Origin of the sequence: Mastigocoleus testarum BC008, assembly GCF_001456025.1 — a bacterium.
GTDB classification, from domain to species: domain Bacteria; phylum Cyanobacteriota; class Cyanobacteriia; order Cyanobacteriales; family Nostocaceae; genus Mastigocoleus; species Mastigocoleus testarum.
The window spans coordinates 1-22,461 of sequence record NZ_LMTZ01000099.1; the positions used below are offsets into that span (position 1 = coordinate 1).

Below are 22,461 nucleotides of genomic sequence, written 5' to 3' on the forward strand. Positions count from 1 at the left end.
ATTTGTTTCTAGAATCAGTTTACTCTTCATATGAAGAGTGTACGGGAAATTATTTTTATTAGGAAGTTATTTTTGCGAGTGCCCTTAACAATCAAGAATTAACTCGCTTAGTGGCGATGCAAAAAGAAAATGTCTCCCATTTAGCACACGAATTAAAGTCTCCTCTCAACTCAATAATTTTTTCATCAATATTATTACGACAACAGCAGGAAATTGCTCAAGAGCAAGATACATCTTTGAATTTACAGCTTACCGAAAAGGTAATTAAAAATGGTAGACAATTATTACGCCTAATTAATGATACCTTAGAAATATCTCGCTACGAAGCGGGGAGAATAACGCTAAATTTAGAATCAATTAATGTACAATCGCATGTAAAAATGGTAGTTGAAGCTTTGGATGCTTCTGCTCGTCAGAAAAATCTGGAAATGATACTGGATTGCAATCGCGCTCCCAAAGAAGTATTAAGCGATCCCTTAAGGTTACAACAAATTATTACTAATTTGGTAAACAACGCCATTCGTTACACTGAATCGGGAACTATTACCATAACTTGTGAAGATCATGAGAATGACCAATGGTCGATTATTGTTACTGACACGGGAATTGGTATCAGTCCAGAAGCTCAAACTAAAATTTTTGAATCTTATTTCAGAGTCGGAACGTCTGCGACTTACTCTCCTGATAGCACTGGTTTAGGATTAGCTATTGTTGACAAGCTGGTGAAAATACTGAGGGGAAAAATCGACCTAATTTCAAAACCAACAGAGGGTTCTACTTTTACCATAACTTTTCCTAAAGAAATTACCGTGTCTAACTAATGCTACCGTCATCTGGTCTAGACCTACCAATAAGTAAATGAACGTGGAGTGCTTTCGTCTTCATGGTTATCAGTTACACGTAATTAACCTGTTCGTTGGAAAGTATAATTAACTAAATTATTCACAAAATCATTTTGCGGAAGAGGAAAATAAGTATATTTTGTCTCAATTACAACTCGATTATTAAGGACGAACAAAATTTCGTCTGTTTCTGAGTGGACGTGACATTTGGTAATCTTTCTATACATAAAATGCACATTAACCTCATTTTCATTGAAATATCCAATTCGTTCGCTGGTCCAAAATGGATTATGCTGGGAGATTTTCCGCACGACCTCTAGTAAATTTACTAGTATTAAATTTTAATAAGATTATTTTTATACTTTGTTTTAACAGTCTCTAGCGAATGATGAGGAATGCGATCGCAATAAATATAATCATAATAATTACAACCAGGAGCAATATTCGATCTAACCTGAACTTACCGCCTTGACTGCGAGCGAGCAGATCTTGAGTCCTAGAGTTAAGCGCTATACGCTGTTTCAATAAGTCTAACCTTTCAACAGATAAATCTTTGACCTCTGCATAAATTTTTTCTGCTCGTTCGAAATACTGTGTCGGAACACCAAGAACAATATTTCGATCTCTTTTTGTTGGGTGAGATGGAGTTAGGTGGAAAGTAATTTCTTCTTGTTCTAATTTCGCACAGAGAATTATAAAGTATGGATCCATTCGATCTGTAAATGTCTCTAAAACAGTATAATCCATAACTCTATACTTCCTTTCAGCGAACTATGGCAAAAAATCCTAGACGTATTTACCATGTTTTACTTAGTTATTTCTACATGGGTAAAACTTTGTCCAGGATGTTATTTTACAGACTTAGTATATTTATTCATCTATCTGTATATAGATTTTAAGTTTTTAGGTTTAAATATAAAATTGCATCACACCCAATTTTTTTTATAACGAAGTTCAACAATACCAGAAGAATAAGACTTCGTATTAACAAGATCGAGTTTTAGCTCTGTGACGGATTGATAAAGGGAAATTCCCGAGCCTAGAATTGTTGGAATGATTGTAATGATGTATTCATTCACTAAACCCCTATTAATAAATGACGATATAAGATTGCCACCACCCATCAACCATATTCGTTTGTAATCTTTTTCTTTAATATTCTTGAGAACTTCTTCTACACCACCTTTGACGAACAATACGTCAGTACGTTTAGTGGATAGATTTCGACTCGTTACCACATAAGATATTTTACCTGGGTACGGCCAATCTCCAAACCCTAAAACTTGTTTGTAAGTTGTAGCACCCATGATCACAGCATCGATAGAATCATAGAACTTGTTGTAACCAAAATCTTCTTCACCATCTTCAGGTGATGGCAACCAATCAATGCTTCCATCGGAGCGGGCTATATATCCATCAATACTCGTTGCAATATAAATAATAAATTCTACCATGCTTGTAAATTATAGGTATCCAGTATTTATTTGAATAACCAAATAACAATTAAATTAAATAATGATATAAAAATTAATATTGCCTTGGCGATTTGTTAGCCAGTATAGCCAATTTTGGCACTATTATTTTTTCTCCAGAAAACCAATCAATAAAAAAATAACGAACAAGGGCGTACCGAAGCACGCCCCTAAAGATTGCTTATCTGTGGTTTGTTGCGAGTATTCTTGAAAAACTCCCAAGAATTTTACGAGGTGGTTTTTAGGCTATTTCTTTTTTGAGGCGATCAGCTAATCTAATCGCCAATGCAGCCAAGGTTAAGCTTGGATTTGCAGCAGGAGATGTTGGGAAAACAGATAAGTCGCAAGCATACAAGTTTTCGTATGCATGGAATTTCAGGTTGGGATCGACCACGCTGGTTGTGGGGTCTTCACCCAAACGCAATGTTCCCACTTCGTGAGCAACACCACCCAAGTCAGATCGCTTGAGGTCTAAACTTTCATTTGCTAATGGAATGCCACCCAACCAGTTAATGATATTGTTCTTCAGATCGTTGATTTCATTCCATAACTCTGGTGAGACTTCATTGGGCTCCATCTGAACCACTGGTTTTACTACAGAAGCTCCATCCTGAGTGATGTTATTAGTTTCTAATAAAGGTGCATTTAGTAAAAATACGATTTCACAAAGCATGGAATTACCCAGCATTGTCACGTGCTCTGCTAGCAAGTCATCATCCACGTATCGCCCTTGGTTCAAATCCGAACCTAGTTCCAACACCATGTTGTAGGAATGTTCTTCAGAGTTATCATTAGCATTTTTATGCTGAGAAAGGAGTTTACTGCTGTCCAGTGCAGTGTAGTAAGGGGACTCCAAAGGTATAGCAAAGTGTGTAAAGAAAATAGGGTGGTCTGTAATTCCTACACCAATTTTCTCTGATGCATTGTCTAATTCGCTAAGTAGGGCTAACTTCGCACTCTCAACTGTTCCCGCACAAAGAACAACAACTTTTCCTTTATAAGTACGATGTTTATTGGCAATCAAATCATAAGCGGTGACTCCAGAAATTCGACCTTCTGTTTTTTCTAACTTCACAACCGCATGGTTGAGATTAACAGTCAGATTTTGATTTCCTTTGGGGGAATTAGTGAGGCGAGATTCCATCAACAAATCTGCTGTGGAGAACATACCCACGGGTATAGTTCCTAAATTACCGTTGTTATATTGAACCGCAATAGGTGCATCGAAGTGATTATAATCCGGTAAAAAGTTTCGAATCTCACGTTTTACCAATTGATGATAAGGAGATGGTGGTTGTGGGGATCGGTTCATCAAATCCTCTGCCCGTTGATAGCCACTATCTTCAAGGTACCACTTGATTTCTTGGGGCCATGACTCCATTTCGTAATTTTGCATTCTGGGGATCAATCCTCCCCAAAATATGGAACGACCACCTAGGTTAAAGCCTTGTGCTCCGTTATAATTTGATTCTGGAGCATTGATGTAATTAGGAATTTGAAACTCATCCCATAGACCCCAAACATGCTTATCAAATTGTCCGATTTGATGTTGACGAGGCAAATTAGCAATATGAGTTGGGAAAAGATAACTACCTGCTTCTAACAGCAAAACATCCAAATCTAGGTCTGAAAGTTGATCGGCTAGAATACCTCCTCCCATTCCCGATCCAACTACTATGACGTCGTATAACTTCTCTTCGTCTAAATTGGGTTGAAAGAACATCTGTTGGACAGAAGAATTTTCAACGCGCACCTCTTGCATTGGTGGGAATTGAATGGCGGGTGCTGCATAGGAATAAACATCTCCCTGAGCAGGTTGTAAAAACAAGTTATCGCCAAACATCCAGTAGACGTTCTCTAAAATGAATTTGAAATTAAACCCATGGGCAAAATCCGCATGGGATAGTTCAAATTGCCAACCATCATCAATGTATTTGCCTGCAATATTGTTGTCCCAACCTGTGGCATCAGTTCGTAGGGAAATCTTCAAATCGGGACGAAAATCAATTGTATTAAACCGGATCGTAAACATTATTTAAGGGCGGTGTAACTTGTTCTGTATTGTCGTTATCCTTCACAACTGTAGTTGTTATCATTTACAACACTTGAAATACAACCGCCTTCAAGACTAATTTAAGTTAAGTTTGCAGAAAATTTAAGAATGACGCTTTTATTAGTCACTTCATTAAGATTTGAAGTTTTTTTTATCATGAATTCTTGTGATATGAATTTGGTACCGAAAATATTTTTAATCTTGTATTCTATCCTATAAATAAATTTACATCTGGTCTCAAGTTAAAATTTCAGTTCCATAAGCTGAATTCGTAGTTATTCATAAGCTACGCTTTTGATTAATACTTAGAGTAGATTAAAACTCAGATAGGGTTTTAACGTTGAATTTTTAACATTTGGTCACCACCTTTTTGAAATTCATAGCTAACATTTTGTACTTCTACTTGAAAACCTTGCTCAGAAAATTCTTGGATAACTGAATCAATGTACGGGGATCGTTTGCAATCAAGCTTAACTAAAGGAAAAATACGAATTTCTGGAGCTATCCTCATCAGTTCATAGATAGATGATATGTGGAAGTCAAGGGATAAGTGTTCGGAGTAAAGGAAAAGCAAATGAGAACATAAACATAGCTCGAAGCGATAAGCCCGAAGGGCATGCGCGTTGCGACCGTCAGGAAAGTCTAGAGTTGGTAAACATAAGGGTAAATAGCGTTGCGATGAATTATCTGCTTGATAATCCGACAAAAATTTTTCCATTACAGCAAGACGAGCGCGACCAAGCTCATCTGCATCGCGGAAGTTATTCCACATGTAGCGATCGTCGTTTTGCTTGACTTGAGAAATTATCGGTTCGTAATTTGCTTGAATTCTTTCCTTTATCTGTACGGCAGAAAATTGATAAATTGGATCGATCGAAATCACAGAATATCCTAATGCTGTCATTTCAGAATTAAAGCTGGCTGGACCATCACCACAACCTAAAATTTTCTTATTCAAGTCCGTTTCATTCATGTTGAACATTGACTTGTATTCTTCCAGCGATCTTCCCCAAGGAACGACTTCATTAAGTTTCATAAGCTTAAATATTTAGAATATATATGGTGAATTGTCTATAGTGAATTACCCTCTTCAGTAATCTTACGTTAAAAAAGAAACAACTCACCAATATTAAGTTTAGTCAGGTAGTTGAACTTTGGTAACCCAATGAGAATACTCTGGCTCTCGATCCTCCATTACTGCTTTTAGGCGATCGCGTAACATTTCAGTCATTGGACGTTGTTCGGGAAAAGAGTAATTTTCAATACTCAAGATAGAACTAATCTGTGCGGCTGTGCCACAAAGAAAAGCTTCATCAGCAATAAATAACTCCGATTTATCTATTGGTCTTTCTCGAACTGAAATACCTAAATCCGAGGCGATAGTAATGATACTGTCTCGGGTTATCCCCTCTAGAATATCTTGGTCAAAGCTAGGGGTGATCAACTCACCATTTCTCACTAGAAACAAATTCATCCCTGAAGCCTCACTGATTTTTCCTTGGGAGTTCATCATGATAGCCTCATCAAACCCTGAGTTAACAGCTTCTGTTTTGGCTAGTGCCGAAGCAATATAAGATGCACTTAATTTACCTCTGAGTGGTTGACTTCTGTCTTCCTGACGACACCAAGAACTAATCCGACAGCGTACTTCAGGTGCAAATAAATTACTACCCACAGATAAACCGTAAATCAGAAAATCTTTCTCAATTTCATGAAGTCGAGGAGCTATTCCCAAACCAGAAGTGTAGATCAGGGGTCGCAAATAAAAAGGATAATTTGGTTGATTGAGATAGACAAACTCCAGCAGAGTGGATTTGAGAAAATCTGAGGTTATGGAGTATCCAAGAAATTTAGCACTGTTACTTAACCTTTGACAGTGAGCATCTAAGCGAAATAATAAAATTTGATTAGAAATACTTGGTGAAGGTAGACTTCTGATTCCCCCTAATACTGCTGTACCGTAATGTAGAGCGTGGGTTGCAATAGAGATTTGAGCCTGTTCAAAAGGCAAAAAGCTCCCTTGCAAATAAGCTTGTGGGAGAAAAGAGGGAGTAGATTTTTCCCCAGCTTTAGCTGTTTGCTCTGTTGCAGTAGTATTCATTTTTTTGATTTTTCAATGTTTACTTCAATATTTATGTTTAATTTGATCTGCTTGCAAATAGTTCACCATGAACATTAAAATAACACCACTCATTAGTGGTGTCAATCAATGCCCGATCCGCAAAAGCTCGAAAATCTTACTAGTTTAGGACTAACTCGGTATGAAGCTGCAGTATATTTGAGTTTATTAGAACGACAGGACTTCACTCCGTCTCAGGTTGCAACTCGCGCCCAAGTACCTCGACAAAGAATTTACGACGTGTTAGCATCCCTGTGCGATCGCGGTTTATGTGTAGAGCGTCGTTCTGGTAGACAACGACTCTTTCAGGCTGTAGATCCCAGTAATGCTTTACCAAATCTGGTACAAGAAAAACAACGTCAGTACGAAGCAGAAATAGCGCGACAAAATCAACAGACCAAAGAACTTGTGACTGCGTTAGCACCATTGTATTTAGCCGGACATAAGACCCAAGACCCTTTAGCTTATATTGAGGTACTCTCAGAGCCCAATCGAATTGTCGAACGGGGAAGTAATTTAGCCCAATCGGCTGAAGAAAGTATTATTGTGTTCTTCACTTATCCTTCGTTATTGGGCTACGAAGAAGGACTAAAGCTAGTAAAAAATCCCCTTGAACGCGGAATTACTTACCGCAGTATCTATGAATATAGTATTTGGGAAGATCCGAGTAGTCGTGATTTTATTCGTCAATGTCAGGAATGGGGACAGGAAGTTCGTTTCGTTCCAGAAGTTCCTTTTAAAATGCAACTATTTGACAAGAGGACGATACTTCTATCATTGCAAGATCCTTTAGTCAGTACTCCCAGTTTTACTGCTCTGAGTATTAATCATCCAGGTTTAGCAAAAATGTTACAGATTGCTTTTGAAACACTTTGGGGACAGGGGACAGTGGATCCACAGGGAGTAGATCCGCATCAGTTAATTTAATATTCTGGGAATTGGTAATGGAAAGAGATGTCTGAATCAGAATAAATGCTGATGTACTCTGTAAAGTTATGATTTTATGATTTTAAGTATCAAACTGTACCTACATAAATTTTTCATACTTTTTTTCAGCAATCCTCTAAATGCTTACAGGCTATAGGTAAAACAATGGATTTTAATCGTTTGGATTATATCAAAAATGTCAGTGCAGATCGTGGTTGGGCGTATGATTGCTACCCTGTTGGGGCTTATTTCCAGTTGAATTTCAAACAGGGTAAAGGTGTAGAAACTCATGCTTCAAATCTAAAAAAAGAATCTTCGATCGTCCTTTCTCAAAGACGAAGAGGTGATAATAAGCGGTACTTGACTCATGTTGTTGAACTGGTTAATGAAAAAAGTGAAGATGAACGCCAGTGGAAAAAAGAAGAATTGTGGGGTATTTTTCGATGGGTTAAAGTTCATTGGGTTGCAGACTTCAACGATCTCAGACTTATTGATGAAGAAGTGATAGGAGTTAACTGGGGTTGGTACGACACTAAAGCCAAATTGTTAGAAAGTCCAAATTTGATGCGTCAGCGGAATATAGAAGAATTGAGATCGGACTTGAAAGAAGCATTCAGCCAAAATCGTAGTTCGTAGTCATGACTTTGTTGTCTGCAGTGTTAATAGCCCTCTGTAAAACATGAATGATACTAAATTACAAAAAATACACTTCGATCGCCTAAAGCTAAAGTACAAAATAGGTAGTACTGGGAATGTTACGTTTGATAGTTTTCTCTATTTAATATTGCGAAAAGCTGAGTTAGGTATGCAGGTGACAGAGTTAGAGATTCAATGGTTAACAGAAAATCGTCTGTTCAATTGTGTTGACTCCATTTCTTTACAGCAATACGAAGCAGAGGAAGAAAAGAGATTAAAATCTGAGTTAATGGAACTGCGAGCCAAATATCGCATTCCAGATAATATAGAGCTTCCGATTGCTAGTCCCATCGATTCAGTACTGTGGAAATTAGAAACCAACTATAAACTGGCAAATTCAGATATTGAAATACTACGTACTCATAATCTTTCAGAAACAATTGCTTTAATCAAAGACATTGAAAATTTTTTAAAGCTAAAAAATAAGTTCAAAGTTACTCAAGGCTCTAATATTTTTCCTGAAGAACCTCTTTATCTCATCCTGAAAAAGCTTTCTGCAAAAGAAGAGCTATCTGACTCTGAAGCGGAATGGCTTTTAAATTCAGGGTTACAAGAAGTATTTGAAACTTATCAACAGCAAAAAAATATAAGAAAAGCCGAACTTGAATTCTTGGAATTAAAATCAAAATATCAGGTTGATTCTTATCCAGAAACCGTTATTTCTAGCAAACTTTATGCCATATTAAAAAAACTAGATTCTGGAGACACTTTAAACCATAAAGATGGGCAATGGTTAAAAAAGAAAAAATTAAACTCTCTAATTAAACTAGATGAAGAACAAAGAATAAGCAGATTATTTATCGAACTAAAAGAAACGTATCATGCTACTCAACATAATGATACAAAAGTTTGCGATATCCCCACAGGGGATGCGTGTTCACCACAGGTGCGTCTAAGTGATCACTTATTTAAAGTGCTGATAAGAATGGCTTCTTGTGACACAGGTGTTTCAAAATTATTGAGAATAATTCAAACATTTCCCGAACATTTCAAATCTGAACTACGTGAAAAAGATATTAATTGGTTAACAGAACAAGGACTTCCTGAAACTGCAGCAATTGCTCATAAAATTCATTTTCAATCTTTAAAAAGTAAATATCGGATTATAGGTCATAATTTACCAGCAGACCCATTCTACTTAATTATGCTCAAACTTGAGCGTGAAGAGAGGTTAGATCCAAAACAGGTAGTTCAATTAATTGAAGAAGACAGTCTGTCCAAAGGTGGAAAAATTGCGATCGCTCACTGCAGGTTAGAAGCAATATTTTACGAACAAGAGTATCAACGAACTGGGAATAAGTGGAATCTACCTAGTGCAAGCAGTAACTGGCGTAAAGCTTGTGAACCAAAAAAAGCCTTAAAACTTACAGAAAATCTAAATTGGAATAAGGTGCGAGAGGCTGACCTTAAATCTGCTTTGCTAGTAACAAGAGGTGCTGCTTTTCGCGATTTGGCGCAATTGGAAGAAGCAGAAAGTTGCGCTATGCAAGCAATGGAATCCCAACCTGATAACCACCAGCCTTACACTTTAATGGGAGCGATTTGTTATGACCAAGGTAGATATACTGAAGGCGATACCTGGTTTGATATGGCTGCAAAACGGGGTGCTAACGATACAGACGATGAAATTGAAAGAATTGTCAGAATGACAAAAGATAAGGATAAACGCATAGCAGTTGTAGAATATCTTCTAAACAAAGATCCAAAGCGCTATAAGTGGGCAAAGTCCGATCTAAATTAAGATAAAAACAGAGGCTTTACGTGGATGAGTTCCGATATACAGCTTTCACAAATTTCATCTCTCCTTCCATATCACCATCTTTGATAACACCTGCAGGCTTCCATCCCAGGTGAAGATAAAAACCATAAGCTCTTAAACTTGGGTCATTTCCTGTTAACAGCCAAATTTCCTCAATGTTTTGGGAAAATAACCATTCTTCAGCTTTTTGTACCAGAGCTTTACCCACTCCGCGACCCTCAAAGGATGGAAGGACAAATACCCCAAAAATTGTTTTGTCTGTTGCATTAGCAATTGAAAAACCAATCGACTTACCATCGATATCTGCGATCCATGCACAACAGTCATTTTGCAACATTTGAGTAACTGTTTCTGGAGTAATACCCAATTCAGAAATCTCCTCCCGAGACTGATGATTTTCAGTCACGCTAGTTCTAATTTCAAACATGGTTTCAATATCTTCTATTTGAGCTTCTCGAATATTCATTTATTTTAGATTTTCTATTTATTTGGATTTTTACACTACATGTAATCTAGTTGTAGTGTATTGTATTACCGTTGGTATATGCAAGCTTTAGGTAAAAAGATGGCTCTCGAAGAACCCAATCAAATAAACAGATGTTTTATTCGTATTGATGCTGAGAAGCTGACTTTAGATCGAGTTCATCACATGAACTAGGAAATATAGCACTACGAAGCTACGTTAGGACCCGCTTAAGCCATAGGTATCAGGCTTATTTCCTACGGACACGCTATGCTAATGACTTTTTACTTTTTACTTGCGCGTAGCGCTATAAATGCAAATCTCAATTACTCCTATGATTTTTATGACTCCATAGAAATCAAAATATGTTGAATTTGCGCTGCAATTTCATTCATTCTCGTCTCACTAACTCGCTCTTCTTCTGAAGCACCAAGATATTTGAAGATTTTAGTACTTTTGTAATCTTCTGGTTGATTTACCATGCGAGGAACAATGTGAAAATGAACGTGGGGATGTTCTGGTGATTCCGCAAATTGCATTACGTAAGTTTTCACACAGCCAGTTACTTTTTTCAAAGCAATAGAAACACGACGAACTGCTACACCCAAGTCAATAGATTCATTTTCAGTCAGTTGATCAATTGCTTCTATATGTCTGTGAGCAACTAAAAGCAGCCACCCAGGTAAAGTACTATTAAAACTGTGAACTACATCCCAATTTTGATAACGATAAATATTATCCCATAGTGGAGCTTTACCTCGATCGCGTAAACTAATAAGTTCGCAGGTTTTACATTTATTCACATTTGTATTTTTGTTTGGTTACAAATATAATTCTTATTTTATTACTTTGATATCTTCAATCGGCGTTTTAGCCTTATTTTTTATCAATATACCTATGGAATTAAGGTTTTATCTTACGCTCTACTCCGAATCTATAAAAGTATTGATAGTTATACTATGTAAATAAGTGGAGACTGATTCCACTTTGAATATATTTATCACAATAATAGAAAAAACGTTAGACTTATTATATGACCGGTAACGATGAGAATATATTCGATTTTAATGCTATATATTTGGTTAAATTTTAGGGGGTTATAGTGGACAAAATTATAAGTAGAACATACTTAGTAAAATTGAAGTCATAAAATTTAAGGTACTTGCTTTAAGATATTTACGAGACAAGATATCATTTGCCAGTAATATATTAATTATTTTTGTTGTTTGAGTTGTTGTGTCAGCAAGATATCGAACTTATATCAGTGATTTATGAAGATAATTTTCATCTTCAACTCTGCAAGAGTTCTTACTACTTAGAAATGAAATTTTGAACTCTTTCTTACAGAATAGCATTAATTATGTTAGCTAATCTCGGTGTTAATTATTGACTTAATACATTTTTGCAAGTTTCTTATTTTGAGTTAGAAGATGAAGTTAACTTTAAGATAGAAAAGTCAGATTAACATCAAATTTAGTTGATTAATTTATATATTATGCTCTCATATCTGAGCGATTCTGATGTGGGTAATATACCCATTAGCTATATCTCAGCAACTAGTAGCAACAATGAAAATTGGCAAGAAAGTAAACATAATTTTAATCTTAGTTTTCGTATCTGGTATTTTAATTAGTGGTGTTGCACTGTCACAAGTATTAGAACAAAAAGCAAAAAGTGAGATTAGTAGCAACGCACAGGATCTCATGCATATGGTTAACTCAATTAGAAAATATACAAACACTCAGGTAGAACCTATTTTGGAGCCAAGATTTGATACAGAAGAAAGGTTTATATCCCAAGCAATACCAAGTTATTCGGTCAGGGAAGTATTTGAAATTTTTCGTTATGACAAAAAGTACAGTAATTTTCTTTACAAAGATGCTACATTAAACCCAGTAAACCTGAGAGATAAAGCTGATGTATTTGAAACAAAAATTGTAAATAACTTTAAAAAGAGTTCAAATTTAAAATCTATAAATGGTTTTCGCAACATATCTGGAGAAAATCTCTTTTATATTGCCCGTCCTTTTAAAATAGAAGATGAATCATGTTTGCGTTGTCATAGTACTCCAGAAAAAGCTCCTAGAAGTCAAATTGCGACTTATGGGAGGAAAAATGGTTTTGGCTGGAAGCTAAACGAAATAGTTGCGACTCAAATCATTTACGTTCCTGCACAAGAAATTTTTAATAATGTCAGTCGTTCCTTTTATCTAGTTATTGGAGTTCTATCTAGCATTTTTGCTTCCATTGCTATAGCTATGAATATTTTTCTGAAAAAAATTATATTACGGCGGCTCAAAAATATAGCTAAAGTTGCAGAGAAAGTAAGTATCGGTGACATGGAAGCAAAATTTGAAAAACAGGATAAAGATGAGATTGGAGCATTAGCTGAATCTTTTAACAGAATGAGATATAGTTTAGAAATCGCAGTAAATATGTTAAATCAAAGAATACGATAATAAATAATATACAAAATCGAAAACAAAGATAGTAGTAGTGTTTGTTGGTAATCTAATTTTTCACTTTTGCAATTATTTTATTTTCTCCAGCATTTTAATTTTAAATTCCACGGCCTGCATTGGATCGGGAATAACTTCTGCAACTTTATTAACTAATTCTAGTGCAGAAATATATTGATTTTCTGTCAGTATATTTTGAATTATAAAATTAGCAAAAGGACCAACTAAATAAGCTAGCTCACGCGTACATTCGTGGATAAATTTAGCATCTATCTCAAAATTCTGATTTTTGTTTTGAGGGTTACAGTTAGATGTGTGTGAAGTTAAATTTCTTGAAGTTGAATTTCTTGAGGTTGAATTTCTTGAGGTTGAATTTCTTGATGTTGGATTTCTTGAGGTTGAATTTCTTGATGTTGAAGTTCTCGACCTAGGATTTGTTGGACTTAAATTAGGTGAAGATATATTTTGCTGGTTTGCACTTCCTGAAGTTGGATTTTGTAACCCCAGATTATTTGAGTTTATATTATTTGAATTTGTACTGTTTGAACTTAGACCTTGTGAATTTACATGTTTTAAAATGGCTATTGCTTGCTCTTTGAATTTATTCCTATGTTCTGGCAATGTGAATGAAGCCAAAATCCCCACAAGTTCTTGAAAATTTCTAGATTGTGGTAATACATTTTCTAGAATAGTTACTGCAACAGGTCCAATAAATTGCTTCAGTAGATTTTCTATTTGAGTATAGTATTGACCATTTAGGGCGAAGGAACGAGTAGGATTGGTAAAAGATTTTTCAAACTCAGGAAGTGATGCTTCGGTTTTGGGTACGATTTGTGACTTACCGCAAGTATCATCCGATAAGTGTGCTTGAGCATCATAATTTTTAGCATTATTTGGCTGTATAGGCGTACCATTATATACAGTTGTTGGGGGTTCGGTATTAGTTGGATAACTATGTGAATTTGAATGGGATCTTAGATGTTCCGATCGTTGGGTGTCGAGCTGTTGTGATCTTTGAAAAGCAGCTGAGATATTACCTGGTAAAATATCAATTACTCCTCGAGTACCTGACAACCAAGTATAAGTCTTAATACCAGTTCTTTGAACAGCACTTTGCAACTGAGTAATCCATTCAGCAACCGATAAGCCCGTAAAAGGTTCAGATTTTGCAAGAGTTTCTATAATTATCTGAGAAAATAATTCTGGTCTTCCGATTGGAGAAGCTGCTGCTATTAAGCATTGTGCTTGCTCCGAGTTGAGTTGTAAATCTTCAACCCAACTTTCTAAACCATTAGCTCCAGGACAATCCAAGATAATTATTTGTTTGCATATTCCTGAATGACGCAACTGTTGTCTTAACCAAGAACGACTCAATCTGGCTCCAGAATCCAAAACGAACCAAGCTTCTCCTTCTTCTATTTCCTCAATTTTTCCACGTAAATATAGCAGCTTAGTTGGAGTATTTTGAATTATGTTATATCCAGATACATTAGATCCAGAATTAATTTGTGCTTGAACTCTCCCCTTTTGTTGGATAAATTGTTGAATACTTGCTCGTAAGTTTGAAGAACTTTTGTTATCGAGATAATATTCCACTTCAAATTCACCAGAACCACCTAAAAAACGAGCAAGATTAGTGGTAGTCTTTGTATTTCCTAACCCATCAACAGTAAAAGCATATCGCTGTTTTGAAGATTGAACTCGAGATTGAACGGAGTGAGACTTGAAACCCAGAACTAATTCTCCAACTCCTTCCACAATGCGTTTTGGAGTTTGTAGTGGATATTCTGGATAAAGTTCGCTATCCCCACGACGTAGTTTATGTTCATTAATTAAACGTAACTGTTGATTTAACTTGTTGATATATTGCAGTGTATGACGATAAACGTACTTATACAGACCATCTGCCTCGATAATACCTTGATAATCTGCAGCTCCACCCAATAACCCCTGCATTAAATAATAAGTAAAAACTCCATGCCCCAACTCAGGAAACTCCCAAGATTGCTGTCCGTGATCGCAAGATAGTAAAGCACAAAATCCTTTGCTTTTAGCAGCGCGTTGTCGTAATAACTCCATAAACTTTGGTGTGGAGTTAATTAAAGCTTCTGATGCACCTGCATCCCTAGATAGACCTCTATTTCCTCCCAACAACATTACGTTCCCGCTGTGACAGGTATCTAAACATAAGAGTTGTTGGTGGGCTGAACTACTCCCAAGCAATTGTAATAATTCTTGCATTACTAAACCAGTATTTAGCAGGTCACCTTTACGAGTGTCAGCCATACACAGTACTGGTTGCTGAGTATCTTCATCTAACATTCCATGTCCGGAAAAGTACAATATTACTGAGTCACGGGATTGTGCTTGAGTGACTATTCTTCCTAAGCTATTACGAACTTGGCTTAATGTAGGAGGTTTTTCTGTAAAGTCGTTATGGACAATAACTTCCTTATTGGGAAAATTATGAATTGCTTGGGTCATAGCATCTCCCAAACCTTTACAGTCCACAGCAGGATAACGTAAAGAAGGTAAACTTTTATCCTGGTACTGGTTAACGCCTACCAATAAAATCCACAGTTTAGCTTCTCCTGTTCTTAATGTATATGTAGAGTGACTAGCACCAATACCTATAGGAGACATAGCGATTTCCTTAATGTTAATAGCTTTGAAAATAAAAAATAGGGATAATCATCGAGCTTTGACCACAAATAATATTGCTGAGACCTATCTCAATAACTAACTAATTAAAAGATAATCGAGAAGAAATAGGGAAGAAAAATTAATCTCAAATAACGATTAAGGTTTTTATAAGCATATATTTAGGAAGTTGAAAACCAAAATAATATACTTCTTGTACGCTTATAAATATTCGAACCCTTGATTTTCCAAGGCTTGACAGCAATAGTTTTTACAATAAAATATACATCGATATCACATTAGTGACTCTTATACAACAACGGCAACTTGTAAATCTCAAGTATTACTTAGTAATATTAGATTCACTACTTGTATGGTATTCCTTCAGTAAACTCAGAACCACTAAATATCATTATAAAAACTTTCACTTGTAATAAACTAGTAAATAGAAAAATAAACATTCAAAAGAAAAATTCGAAATAAAAATTCCCTCATTGCGTACTTTGCTTTATTAGTTATGTAGATAAATCTATGCTGTACCTATGCAAATAATGAGGAATCAATTATGCAAGCACGCAAGACCATTATCAGGTTATTCACAACCTTTTTACAATTTGATAGCGATAAAGCAATTGGTTGGGTAACTGATGGGAGGTTAAGGCGAAATATAGTAAATTCCCAAGTATATTCATCAGAAATCGAAAATTCGGAAAATTTTTGGGTAACTTATTGGTATAAACAATGGCAAGACAATCCAAAAAGTCTAGCAAAAGAACACTTGTTAGCCTACTTGCAAGAAACATGTTATTGGGTCGCGAGTAAAACTGTTAAAAATATTTATTCCCCACAATATACGGTATCTGACTGCTTTCAAATGATGATCGCTCGTACCGATAAAGTCCTAAAGGGATTCAAACCTGAAATGGGTTTCGGTCTCAAAAATTATGGAAGTGCAATTTTTAGTAGCGAACTCAAAGAATTATTGCGTCAAGAGCAGGAAATTGATATTTGTACTAATTGGCGATTGTTACGAAAACTGACTCAAAAGCGGTTGACAGAATCCTTAGAAAATATTGGAATGAACTCAAAAATTATAGAGCGTTACATCTTAGCTTGGAAATGTTACCAAATGCTCTATACTCCTACGCAACGTACTGGAACCCGCAAACTGCAAAAACCAACCCTACAAACATGGGAAGCAATAGCTGAACTTTACAATAATCAACGCCTGAAGCAATTACCTACAAACACGCCAGAATGCAGTCCTGAAATTATTGAAAAGTGGATGGTAGCTAGTGCAAAAGCTGTGCGTGCTTATTTTTATCCCAGCCATATTTCATTGAATGTACCCCATGGAAATAGTGAAGCTTCCAGGGAACTAATTGATGATTTACCAGGAGATGAAGAAAAATCACCAATATCTCAAATTGTTATTCAAGAGGAGAAGCTTGCCAGAGAGGTTCAGCAAGATAGAATTAAAAGTGTTTTACTTACAGCATTGGAAGAGCTTGATGAAGAATCAAGAAAAATTATCCAGTTATATTATGGTGCCGAACTCAGCCAACAGCAAATTGCCAAAAAGCTGGAAATGAAGCAATATAATATTTCCCGTCGTCTTAGTAAATCAAGGGAAGTTTTACTTTACAAGCTTGCTGCTTACTGTAAAGAGTCGCTGCATATCTCTTTAAACCCACCGGTACTTGATTATATAAGTACCCTTATGAAGGAATGGTTAAAACTCAAATTTAACCCTCCGACCTCTGAAATGGAGAATTAGACCATGATTGTCACACCAATGACGGAATTAAACCATTTGTGGTTAGAAATACCCCAAAGCGAACAACAACAAGCTTGGGAAGAAAGTCAATCTTTTTCTACAGCAAGCAATTGTTGGAATGCTTATTTGAATCGCTTAAGTATCAATGCTTTCCTTCCCTGGTTGCAGGAATATGCACCTGGTGCAAGTATTTTTCCTAATTCTGCTGCATTACCAAGTTTTTGGGAAGTCGTTAATGGTACCGCAATAGACTTTCAGGGAATGCGTTTAGTGTTGATCCCCAGTGATGCGATCGACTTAAGTGAATTACGCGTTCCTCAAGAATGGGTAGATATTCCAGGTTGGGTGGCTGATTACTACGTAGCAGTACAAGTTAATCCAGAAGAAGAGTGGGTAAGGTTTTGGGGCTACACTACTCACGCACAATTAAAAAACCAAGCTCGCCAAGATTTGAGCGATCGCAGTTATTGCTTAAATGGAGAAAACTTAATTGCAGATCTGAGTGTTTTGTGGGTAACACATCAACTTTGTCCTGGAGAAGTTACCCGTGCTGAAGTTAAACCTCTACCCGAATTAGGATCTGCGCAAATCAAAAACCTACTAGTGCGTTTAGGAAATTCAGAATTACTTTTACCCCGTTTAGAAGTGCCATTTGTAACTTGGGGCGCATTATTAGAACATGGAGGTTGGAGACAACGCTTATACGAACTTCGCCAAGGAATTAGAAAACAGTGGTCAGTTCCCCAATGGATGCAATTAGGTGTATCAAATATAGCTACATCTGCAGGGTGGAGAAGCATCCAGATACGACCTGCTCACCTCGGAGCGCGAAGTGCTGAAACAGCATCAGGACTACAAATGATAGTAAGAGAATTAATCATTGATAATCAAACGTATCAATTACGAATACAACCCAAAGATAAAATCGAAGATAGAATATGGCGTTTTGAATTGCGAAATACCAATCCTAACGCAATGATTCCAAGTGGATTTAAATTAAAACTACTTACTGAAGACTTACAGCCATTTCCTGGTAACCAAGCGAAAGCAAAAACTTATGTGGAACGCCTTTATATAGATGTTGCTTTATCAGAATCTGAAGAAGGATTGGTTTGGGAAGTAGAACCACTACCAGAAAATTTTGAAAGGGAAATTTTGATTTTTTAAACAAACAGTTTTGAAGAAGTAAATAATAATGCGCTGTTGTACTTGGCTATTGTTAAGCTAACTTCTAGTTATGCCGATGACCAAGCTCAAAATAAATAAAGGCTATTCCATATCTATCTAGTTTAAGACACAATTCAATACTACTGACTGAAGATCAGTCGAAAGTCATAGATTTAAAAAAATTTTTTCTCCAGGGTGCAATGAAAATCGTTGCGCAACAAAATTTTCCTGCCAAATTTTATTAATTCTTCACGCTTTTAGTCATCTCTCGATTCGCGTTATCATGTACTAATTAAGTATGACTGAAGAATTTGATTACCTACTTCATCAGTTTGTGTGCTGTATATTTTAAAGCCCAAATCTAACAAAAATAACTAACCTGCAACTAGTCACCTGTAAACCTGTAAATTAAAACTGAATAAATTACCATGCTTACAGAAATTTATCGCGGAACCCTGGTCGATAACCGTTATGTCATTAAAAAATTTCTGGGACAGGGAGGTTTTGGTAGAACTTATTTAGCGTCAGACACTCGACGTTTTGACGAATCCTGCGTTCTGAAAGAATTTATCTCTACAAATTCCAACCCAGAAATTCTTCGCAGATGCCAAAATTTCTTTCAACGGGAAGCAAGAGTATTATACCAAATTGAACACCCACAAATTCCAAAGTTTAAAGCTTGCTTTACGGAAAAAGAACGGTTATTTATTGTTCAAGAATTTATTGACGGCAAGACCTTTTCTAAGATTTTAAGCGAACGCTTGGCGAAAACAAAACAGCCATTTAGTGAAACTGAAGTCCGTAGTTGGCTATTAGAACTATTACCAGTTATAGATTATATTCACGGGCAACATATTATCCATCGTGATATATCACTAGATAATATCATGTTTAGCAAGCAACAAAACAAACCTGTTTTGATTGACTTTGGAGTCGTAAAAGAAAAATTTACTCAATTTTTTGCTGTTGAATCTAGTCAACAACAAATGTGTGGTTCGGTGGTAGGAAAAATTGGTTATTCTCCACCAGAACAATTACGTATGGGCTATTGCTACCCCTGTAGTGACCTTTACGCGCTAGGTGTTTGCGCTATTGTTTTATTGACAGGTAAAGCACCATTCATGCTCATAGATAGTTCCTTAGAATGGAACTGGGAATCATATGCTAGACTCAGTGATGATTTGAGTCGAATTTTGAGGAAAATGCTCGCAGAAAAACCAACTCAACGTTATCAATCAGCCAAAGAAATATTATTAGAACTGCAGCATTATAATTCTGATATCAATATATTACCTACAACTGTACAAACAAATAATTTAAAATCTGAGAATCAGTCTCATACAATACCAGAAAAATATTTAGAAGAAAAAATTATATCTTCAGATAATAAAAAAGGACTTAGAAAAGACACTCAATTAAATTCTCAACCAGAGATTAAAGATACTATAGCTGATAGTCAAAATTTTATTAATTACTGTCAACAAGAACTAACTTCTTTTGTTGGTCCTTTTGCAAAAATTTTAATGCAACGTACTTTAGAAAGTAATCCTGCAATCGCACCTGAAAAACTGGTAGAAGTACTTAGTGAAGCAATTTCTCAGCCAGAAAAGGCAGAAGCATTAAGAAATCGGCTACAAAACTATTTATATCGTTATTCAAGTCCTTCTCAAGTACAGGATAATAATAATGATGAATCTTTAAATCCAGTAACTACTTTTAGTCCAAAATTCATCGAGAACTGTCGAAGAGAACTTACTACTTTTGTCGGGCCATTTGCTAGTATTATTATTGATGATACTTTAAATGGTAACCCCGATCTAACACCAGAAGAATTGATCGAAAATCTAATATTACAAATACCTGATTCAGAGAGAGCAGAAAATTTTAAGCGCCGAATCAGATCGTTTTATTAGCTTTGATAGTCAATTGATAACATTAGTTTTTGTTCGCTTTTAATTTTTTTGCAGTTGTTATGAACCAAAAATTAAACTTACTGGTGATGAGAACCCACGCAAGAATAATAATGTTTGATTTATATTTGCTGCTCTTTTGCGCCAATCTGTAGGTGTTTGAAACCACCTGTTGGGGTAATGCCAGAGAAGGTGTCACAAAGTGCCAACGTGGCTGAAAGCATTATCATGAAAGACTTCTAGAAGACGAAATTTAATGAAGGTATTAAAACTTAACGCAGTTCCTAGAAGAATTTTACACGCATTGCCTTGTTATCTTGCGCTTGCTTCCACACTCTGCGTTTTGGTGCGTTGCATCCACCAACCGACAAGAGGAAATTGAATCCAGAAAGAAAAGTAGAAGAACGTCAAATACCAGTATGGAATAACAAACCCGATTCCAAGCCCCTTGTAAACGGCCAGCAGCAGATAGTCATATACAAAAAGCGGAAGCGTCAGGTATAGGGCCAGCCAACACGAGTTGACCAAATGCTTGCCGTCAGTCCAGTACTTTTTGAGGGTATATTGCGTAATCGGAAAATAGATGAGTGTGACGAAGACACAAACTACAATTTTTGCCCAAAAGTACCATTGCTGGTAATAGTCGGGAAGTCCAATTATGTAAAAAATGAGCCAAGTAATGAAGCTGTATGGAAGCAATTGGAAGTGTTTCTTAGTGTTCATATTTCCTGTAGTCGTCAGTAGCACTTTTCTTGCAACTCTATTTTTATACGATTACACAAAGTCAGGACGAAAGTACATTTTAATCACAAGCTAGAACCCTGATTAAATCGTTCAGCTTTTTTCTAACTCAATTTAAAATGGGCGAACCGTGTGTATTAAAACAAGATTTAGCCTTGAAAACTAAATATGGTAAGGGTTCTATAATGAGCAGTTGAAACTTACCAAAATCCCTATCAGGGATTGAAACGTGATTGGTTGCTGTGGTGGGAACAAGATAGAAGGTTAAAACTTACCAAAATCCCTATCAGGGATTGATGAAACGCCCAACCCCCGTTGAAACTTACTAAAAATCCTATTAGGAATTAAAACCCAATATTCCTAGACTAAGCGGTGGTAGTTTATTGTTAAAACTTACCAAATAATTTTACTAAATATCAGCAGAATTAATCCTTATCTCTATTGGTATTAAAACGATATTTTTCTAAAGCTCTAATTGCCATTACTAAACTTATCTTCATTCTGGTAAACGCTTCTACTAGATTACCTATTTCATCTTTACTAACTTTACCACCAAATTTTTTATCAAATTCAGCTTCCATATTACCAGTACTAACAGCTTCAGCAACATTAACAACATGTTTGATTGGTCGAACAACATATCGTTTTACCCAATAATTAGTCATGCAAATAGTAAAGGCGAAAATTACAGTTACAATACTCATAACAATTGCAAGTGATGTATTTGCCTTTTGCAAAACTTCCGTGGTTGGAATAGAAAGAATTTGAGTACCTAATGGTTTATTTAATTGCCAGCCAAATCCATTTTTATCGCCATACATTTCAATCATTGCTTTGGGTGCAACATCTGGCGTACTGTGACATTCCAAACAACTAGATTCAGTGATTGCTAAAGGGCGAGCAATGTAAAAATATCTCTCATTACCAAAATTTCTAAATCCTGATATTTCAGCATTTAGATCGGCAGTTTTACGAAGTTTTTCGATAATTTTAACTTCAAACTCATCAGCTTTATCTTTAGGATTAGTGGGATTTAGCATTGCTTCTTTATACAAAAAATCTTTGTACTCATCTTGACGTAGTTTCTCAAAGACTCTCCGAGATGCATAAGAAGGAACTATCTGAGGTAAAAACTCCTCTTTTTCTAACCTTTCTTTTAATTCAGGTGTTGTTTCAACACTTGTATAAGAGCGAACAGAATTTAAGGTGCTAAACAATAATTTAGTATTAGAGGTGATTTCTTCTTGAGCTTTATAGTTGAGGATTTTAGTGAAAGCTATACCACTAAATATGATTCCTCCTAAAAATATAACCGTGAGTAAAATAGTTAATTTCCTAGCTAAACTTAAACTTCGAAATATTTTCTCAATTTTTCTAAACATTTTACTTATTTGTAATTCGTAATAAATAATTGGTAATATTTTTATTCATTATTA

General features: G+C 35.8%; 18 protein-coding genes. 8 read left to right on the top strand and 10 right to left on the bottom strand.

What is annotated here, in order from left to right:
* Positions 1 to 116: 116 nt before the first annotated feature.
* A complete protein-coding gene (locus BC008_RS22380) occupies positions 117 to 821 on the top strand; it encodes a sensor histidine kinase (protein ID WP_082650597.1) in 705 nt (234 codons plus the stop codon).
* A 399-nt stretch (positions 822 to 1,220) separates the two neighbouring features.
* On the opposite strand, the gene BC008_RS22385 is transcribed toward BC008_RS22380, so the two are convergent.
* From BC008_RS22385 to BC008_RS22405, 5 genes are all read right to left on the bottom strand, one after another.
* A complete protein-coding gene (locus tag BC008_RS22385) occupies positions 1,221 to 1,589 on the bottom strand; it encodes a hypothetical protein (protein ID WP_027842088.1) in 369 nt (122 codons plus the stop codon).
* A gap of 179 nt (positions 1,590 to 1,768) precedes the next feature.
* Positions 1,769 to 2,296: a dihydrofolate reductase family protein gene (locus tag BC008_RS22390; protein WP_027842087.1), complete on the bottom strand. Its 528-nt coding sequence runs from the start codon at positions 2,294 to 2,296 to the stop codon at positions 1,769 to 1,771.
* A 259-nt stretch (positions 2,297 to 2,555) separates the two neighbouring features.
* Positions 2,556 to 4,346, bottom strand: coding sequence for a GMC oxidoreductase (locus tag BC008_RS22395; RefSeq protein WP_058183842.1), 1,791 nt, complete (start codon positions 4,344 to 4,346; stop codon positions 2,556 to 2,558).
* A gap of 355 nt (positions 4,347 to 4,701) precedes the next feature.
* Positions 4,702 to 5,403, bottom strand: a complete 702-nt coding sequence (locus BC008_RS22400) for a hypothetical protein (RefSeq protein ID WP_027842086.1) — start codon at positions 5,401 to 5,403, stop codon at positions 4,702 to 4,704.
* Between the two features lie 99 nt (positions 5,404 to 5,502).
* Positions 5,503 to 6,468, bottom strand: a complete 966-nt coding sequence (locus tag BC008_RS22405) for a branched-chain amino acid transaminase (protein ID WP_027842085.1) — start codon at positions 6,466 to 6,468, stop codon at positions 5,503 to 5,505.
* A 108-nt stretch (positions 6,469 to 6,576) separates the two neighbouring features.
* Here BC008_RS22405 and BC008_RS22410 point away from each other — a divergent pair, with 108 nt between their 5' ends.
* The 3 genes from BC008_RS22410 to BC008_RS22420 all read left to right on the top strand — a co-directional run bounded on the left by BC008_RS22410 (position 6,577) and on the right by BC008_RS22420 (position 9,850).
* Positions 6,577 to 7,413 (top strand): TrmB family transcriptional regulator, encoded by an 837-nt coding sequence (locus BC008_RS22410; RefSeq protein WP_027842084.1) that lies wholly within the window; start codon positions 6,577 to 6,579, stop codon positions 7,411 to 7,413.
* 165 nt (positions 7,414 to 7,578) lie between these two features.
* Positions 7,579 to 8,049, top strand: a complete 471-nt coding sequence (locus BC008_RS22415; protein ID WP_027842083.1) for a hypothetical protein — start codon at positions 7,579 to 7,581, stop codon at positions 8,047 to 8,049.
* Positions 8,050 to 8,092: 43 nt separating this feature from the next.
* Positions 8,093 to 9,850 carry a tetratricopeptide repeat protein gene (locus BC008_RS22420; RefSeq protein WP_027842082.1) on the top strand — a complete coding sequence of 586 codons (1,758 nt, stop codon included), beginning with the start codon at positions 8,093 to 8,095 and terminating at the stop codon, positions 9,848 to 9,850.
* A gap of 16 nt (positions 9,851 to 9,866) precedes the next feature.
* Here the strand turns inward: BC008_RS22420 and BC008_RS22425 are convergent, their stop codons facing one another.
* Positions 9,867 to 10,334: a GNAT family N-acetyltransferase gene (locus tag BC008_RS22425; RefSeq protein WP_027842081.1), complete on the bottom strand. Its 468-nt coding sequence runs from the start codon at positions 10,332 to 10,334 to the stop codon at positions 9,867 to 9,869.
* A 338-nt stretch (positions 10,335 to 10,672) separates the two neighbouring features.
* The gene (locus tag BC008_RS22430) at positions 10,673 to 11,134 is read right to left on the bottom strand and encodes an HIT family protein (protein ID WP_058183843.1); all 462 of its coding nucleotides are present in this window, start codon (positions 11,132 to 11,134) and stop codon (positions 10,673 to 10,675) included.
* A 717-nt stretch (positions 11,135 to 11,851) separates the two neighbouring features.
* Here BC008_RS22430 and BC008_RS22435 point away from each other — a divergent pair.
* Positions 11,852 to 12,790, top strand: a complete 939-nt coding sequence (locus BC008_RS22435) for a c-type heme family protein (RefSeq protein ID WP_235595908.1) — start codon at positions 11,852 to 11,854, stop codon at positions 12,788 to 12,790.
* Positions 12,791 to 12,862: 72 nt separating this feature from the next.
* Here BC008_RS22435 and BC008_RS22440 read toward each other — a convergent pair whose 3' ends face one another.
* On the bottom strand, positions 12,863 to 15,433 hold the full coding sequence (locus tag BC008_RS22440) for a caspase family protein (RefSeq protein WP_027842078.1): 2,571 nt from the start codon (positions 15,431 to 15,433) through the stop codon (positions 12,863 to 12,865).
* Positions 15,434 to 15,995: 562 nt separating this feature from the next.
* Between BC008_RS22440 and BC008_RS22445 the strand changes: the two genes are divergently transcribed.
* The 3 genes from BC008_RS22445 to BC008_RS22455 all read left to right on the top strand — a co-directional run bounded on the left by BC008_RS22445 (position 15,996) and on the right by BC008_RS22455 (position 20,287).
* Positions 15,996 to 17,207 (top strand): sigma-70 family RNA polymerase sigma factor, encoded by a 1,212-nt coding sequence (locus BC008_RS22445; RefSeq protein WP_027842077.1) that lies wholly within the window; start codon positions 15,996 to 15,998, stop codon positions 17,205 to 17,207.
* Positions 17,208 to 17,210: 3 nt separating this feature from the next.
* Positions 17,211 to 18,374: a DUF1822 family protein gene (locus tag BC008_RS22450; RefSeq protein ID WP_027842076.1), complete on the top strand. Its 1,164-nt coding sequence runs from the start codon at positions 17,211 to 17,213 to the stop codon at positions 18,372 to 18,374.
* A 428-nt stretch (positions 18,375 to 18,802) separates the two neighbouring features.
* On the top strand, positions 18,803 to 20,287 hold the full coding sequence (locus BC008_RS22455) for a serine/threonine-protein kinase (RefSeq protein ID WP_027842075.1): 1,485 nt from the start codon (positions 18,803 to 18,805) through the stop codon (positions 20,285 to 20,287).
* Between the two features lie 309 nt (positions 20,288 to 20,596).
* Here the strand turns inward: BC008_RS22455 and BC008_RS22460 are convergent, their stop codons facing one another.
* Entirely contained in the window at positions 20,597 to 21,007 is a 411-nt protein-coding gene (locus tag BC008_RS22460) for a hypothetical protein (RefSeq protein ID WP_027842074.1), read from the bottom strand.
* A 443-nt stretch (positions 21,008 to 21,450) separates the two neighbouring features.
* Entirely contained in the window at positions 21,451 to 22,407 is a 957-nt protein-coding gene (locus BC008_RS22465) for a c-type heme family protein (protein WP_058183844.1), read from the bottom strand.
* Positions 22,408 to 22,461 lie beyond the last annotated feature (54 nt).

Coding starts and splice junctions, on each gene's coding strand:
- BC008_RS22380 (WP_082650597.1), top strand. CDS start 117: ATGCAAAAAGAAAATGTCTCCCATTTAGCACACGAATTAAAGTCTCCT.
- BC008_RS22385 (WP_027842088.1), bottom strand. CDS start 1,589: ATGGATTATACTGTTTTAGAGACATTTACAGATCGAATGGATCCATAC.
- BC008_RS22390 (WP_027842087.1), bottom strand. CDS start 2,296: ATGGTAGAATTTATTATTTATATTGCAACGAGTATTGATGGATATATA.
- BC008_RS22395 (WP_058183842.1), bottom strand. CDS start 4,346: ATGTTTACGATCCGGTTTAATACAATTGATTTTCGTCCCGATTTGAAG.
- BC008_RS22400 (WP_027842086.1), bottom strand. CDS start 5,403: ATGAAACTTAATGAAGTCGTTCCTTGGGGAAGATCGCTGGAAGAATAC.
- BC008_RS22405 (WP_027842085.1), bottom strand. CDS start 6,468: ATGAATACTACTGCAACAGAGCAAACAGCTAAAGCTGGGGAAAAATCT.
- BC008_RS22410 (WP_027842084.1), top strand. CDS start 6,577: ATGCCCGATCCGCAAAAGCTCGAAAATCTTACTAGTTTAGGACTAACT.
- BC008_RS22415 (WP_027842083.1), top strand. CDS start 7,579: ATGGATTTTAATCGTTTGGATTATATCAAAAATGTCAGTGCAGATCGT.
- BC008_RS22420 (WP_027842082.1), top strand. CDS start 8,093: ATGAATGATACTAAATTACAAAAAATACACTTCGATCGCCTAAAGCTA.
- BC008_RS22425 (WP_027842081.1), bottom strand. CDS start 10,334: ATGAATATTCGAGAAGCTCAAATAGAAGATATTGAAACCATGTTTGAA.
- BC008_RS22435 (WP_235595908.1), top strand. CDS start 11,852: ATGTGGGTAATATACCCATTAGCTATATCTCAGCAACTAGTAGCAACA.
- BC008_RS22440 (WP_027842078.1), bottom strand. CDS start 15,433: ATGTCTCCTATAGGTATTGGTGCTAGTCACTCTACATATACATTAAGA.
- BC008_RS22445 (WP_027842077.1), top strand. CDS start 15,996: ATGCAAGCACGCAAGACCATTATCAGGTTATTCACAACCTTTTTACAA.
- BC008_RS22450 (WP_027842076.1), top strand. CDS start 17,211: ATGATTGTCACACCAATGACGGAATTAAACCATTTGTGGTTAGAAATA.
- BC008_RS22455 (WP_027842075.1), top strand. CDS start 18,803: ATGCTTACAGAAATTTATCGCGGAACCCTGGTCGATAACCGTTATGTC.
- BC008_RS22460 (WP_027842074.1), bottom strand. CDS start 21,007: ATGAACACTAAGAAACACTTCCAATTGCTTCCATACAGCTTCATTACT.
- BC008_RS22465 (WP_058183844.1), bottom strand. CDS start 22,407: ATGTTTAGAAAAATTGAGAAAATATTTCGAAGTTTAAGTTTAGCTAGG.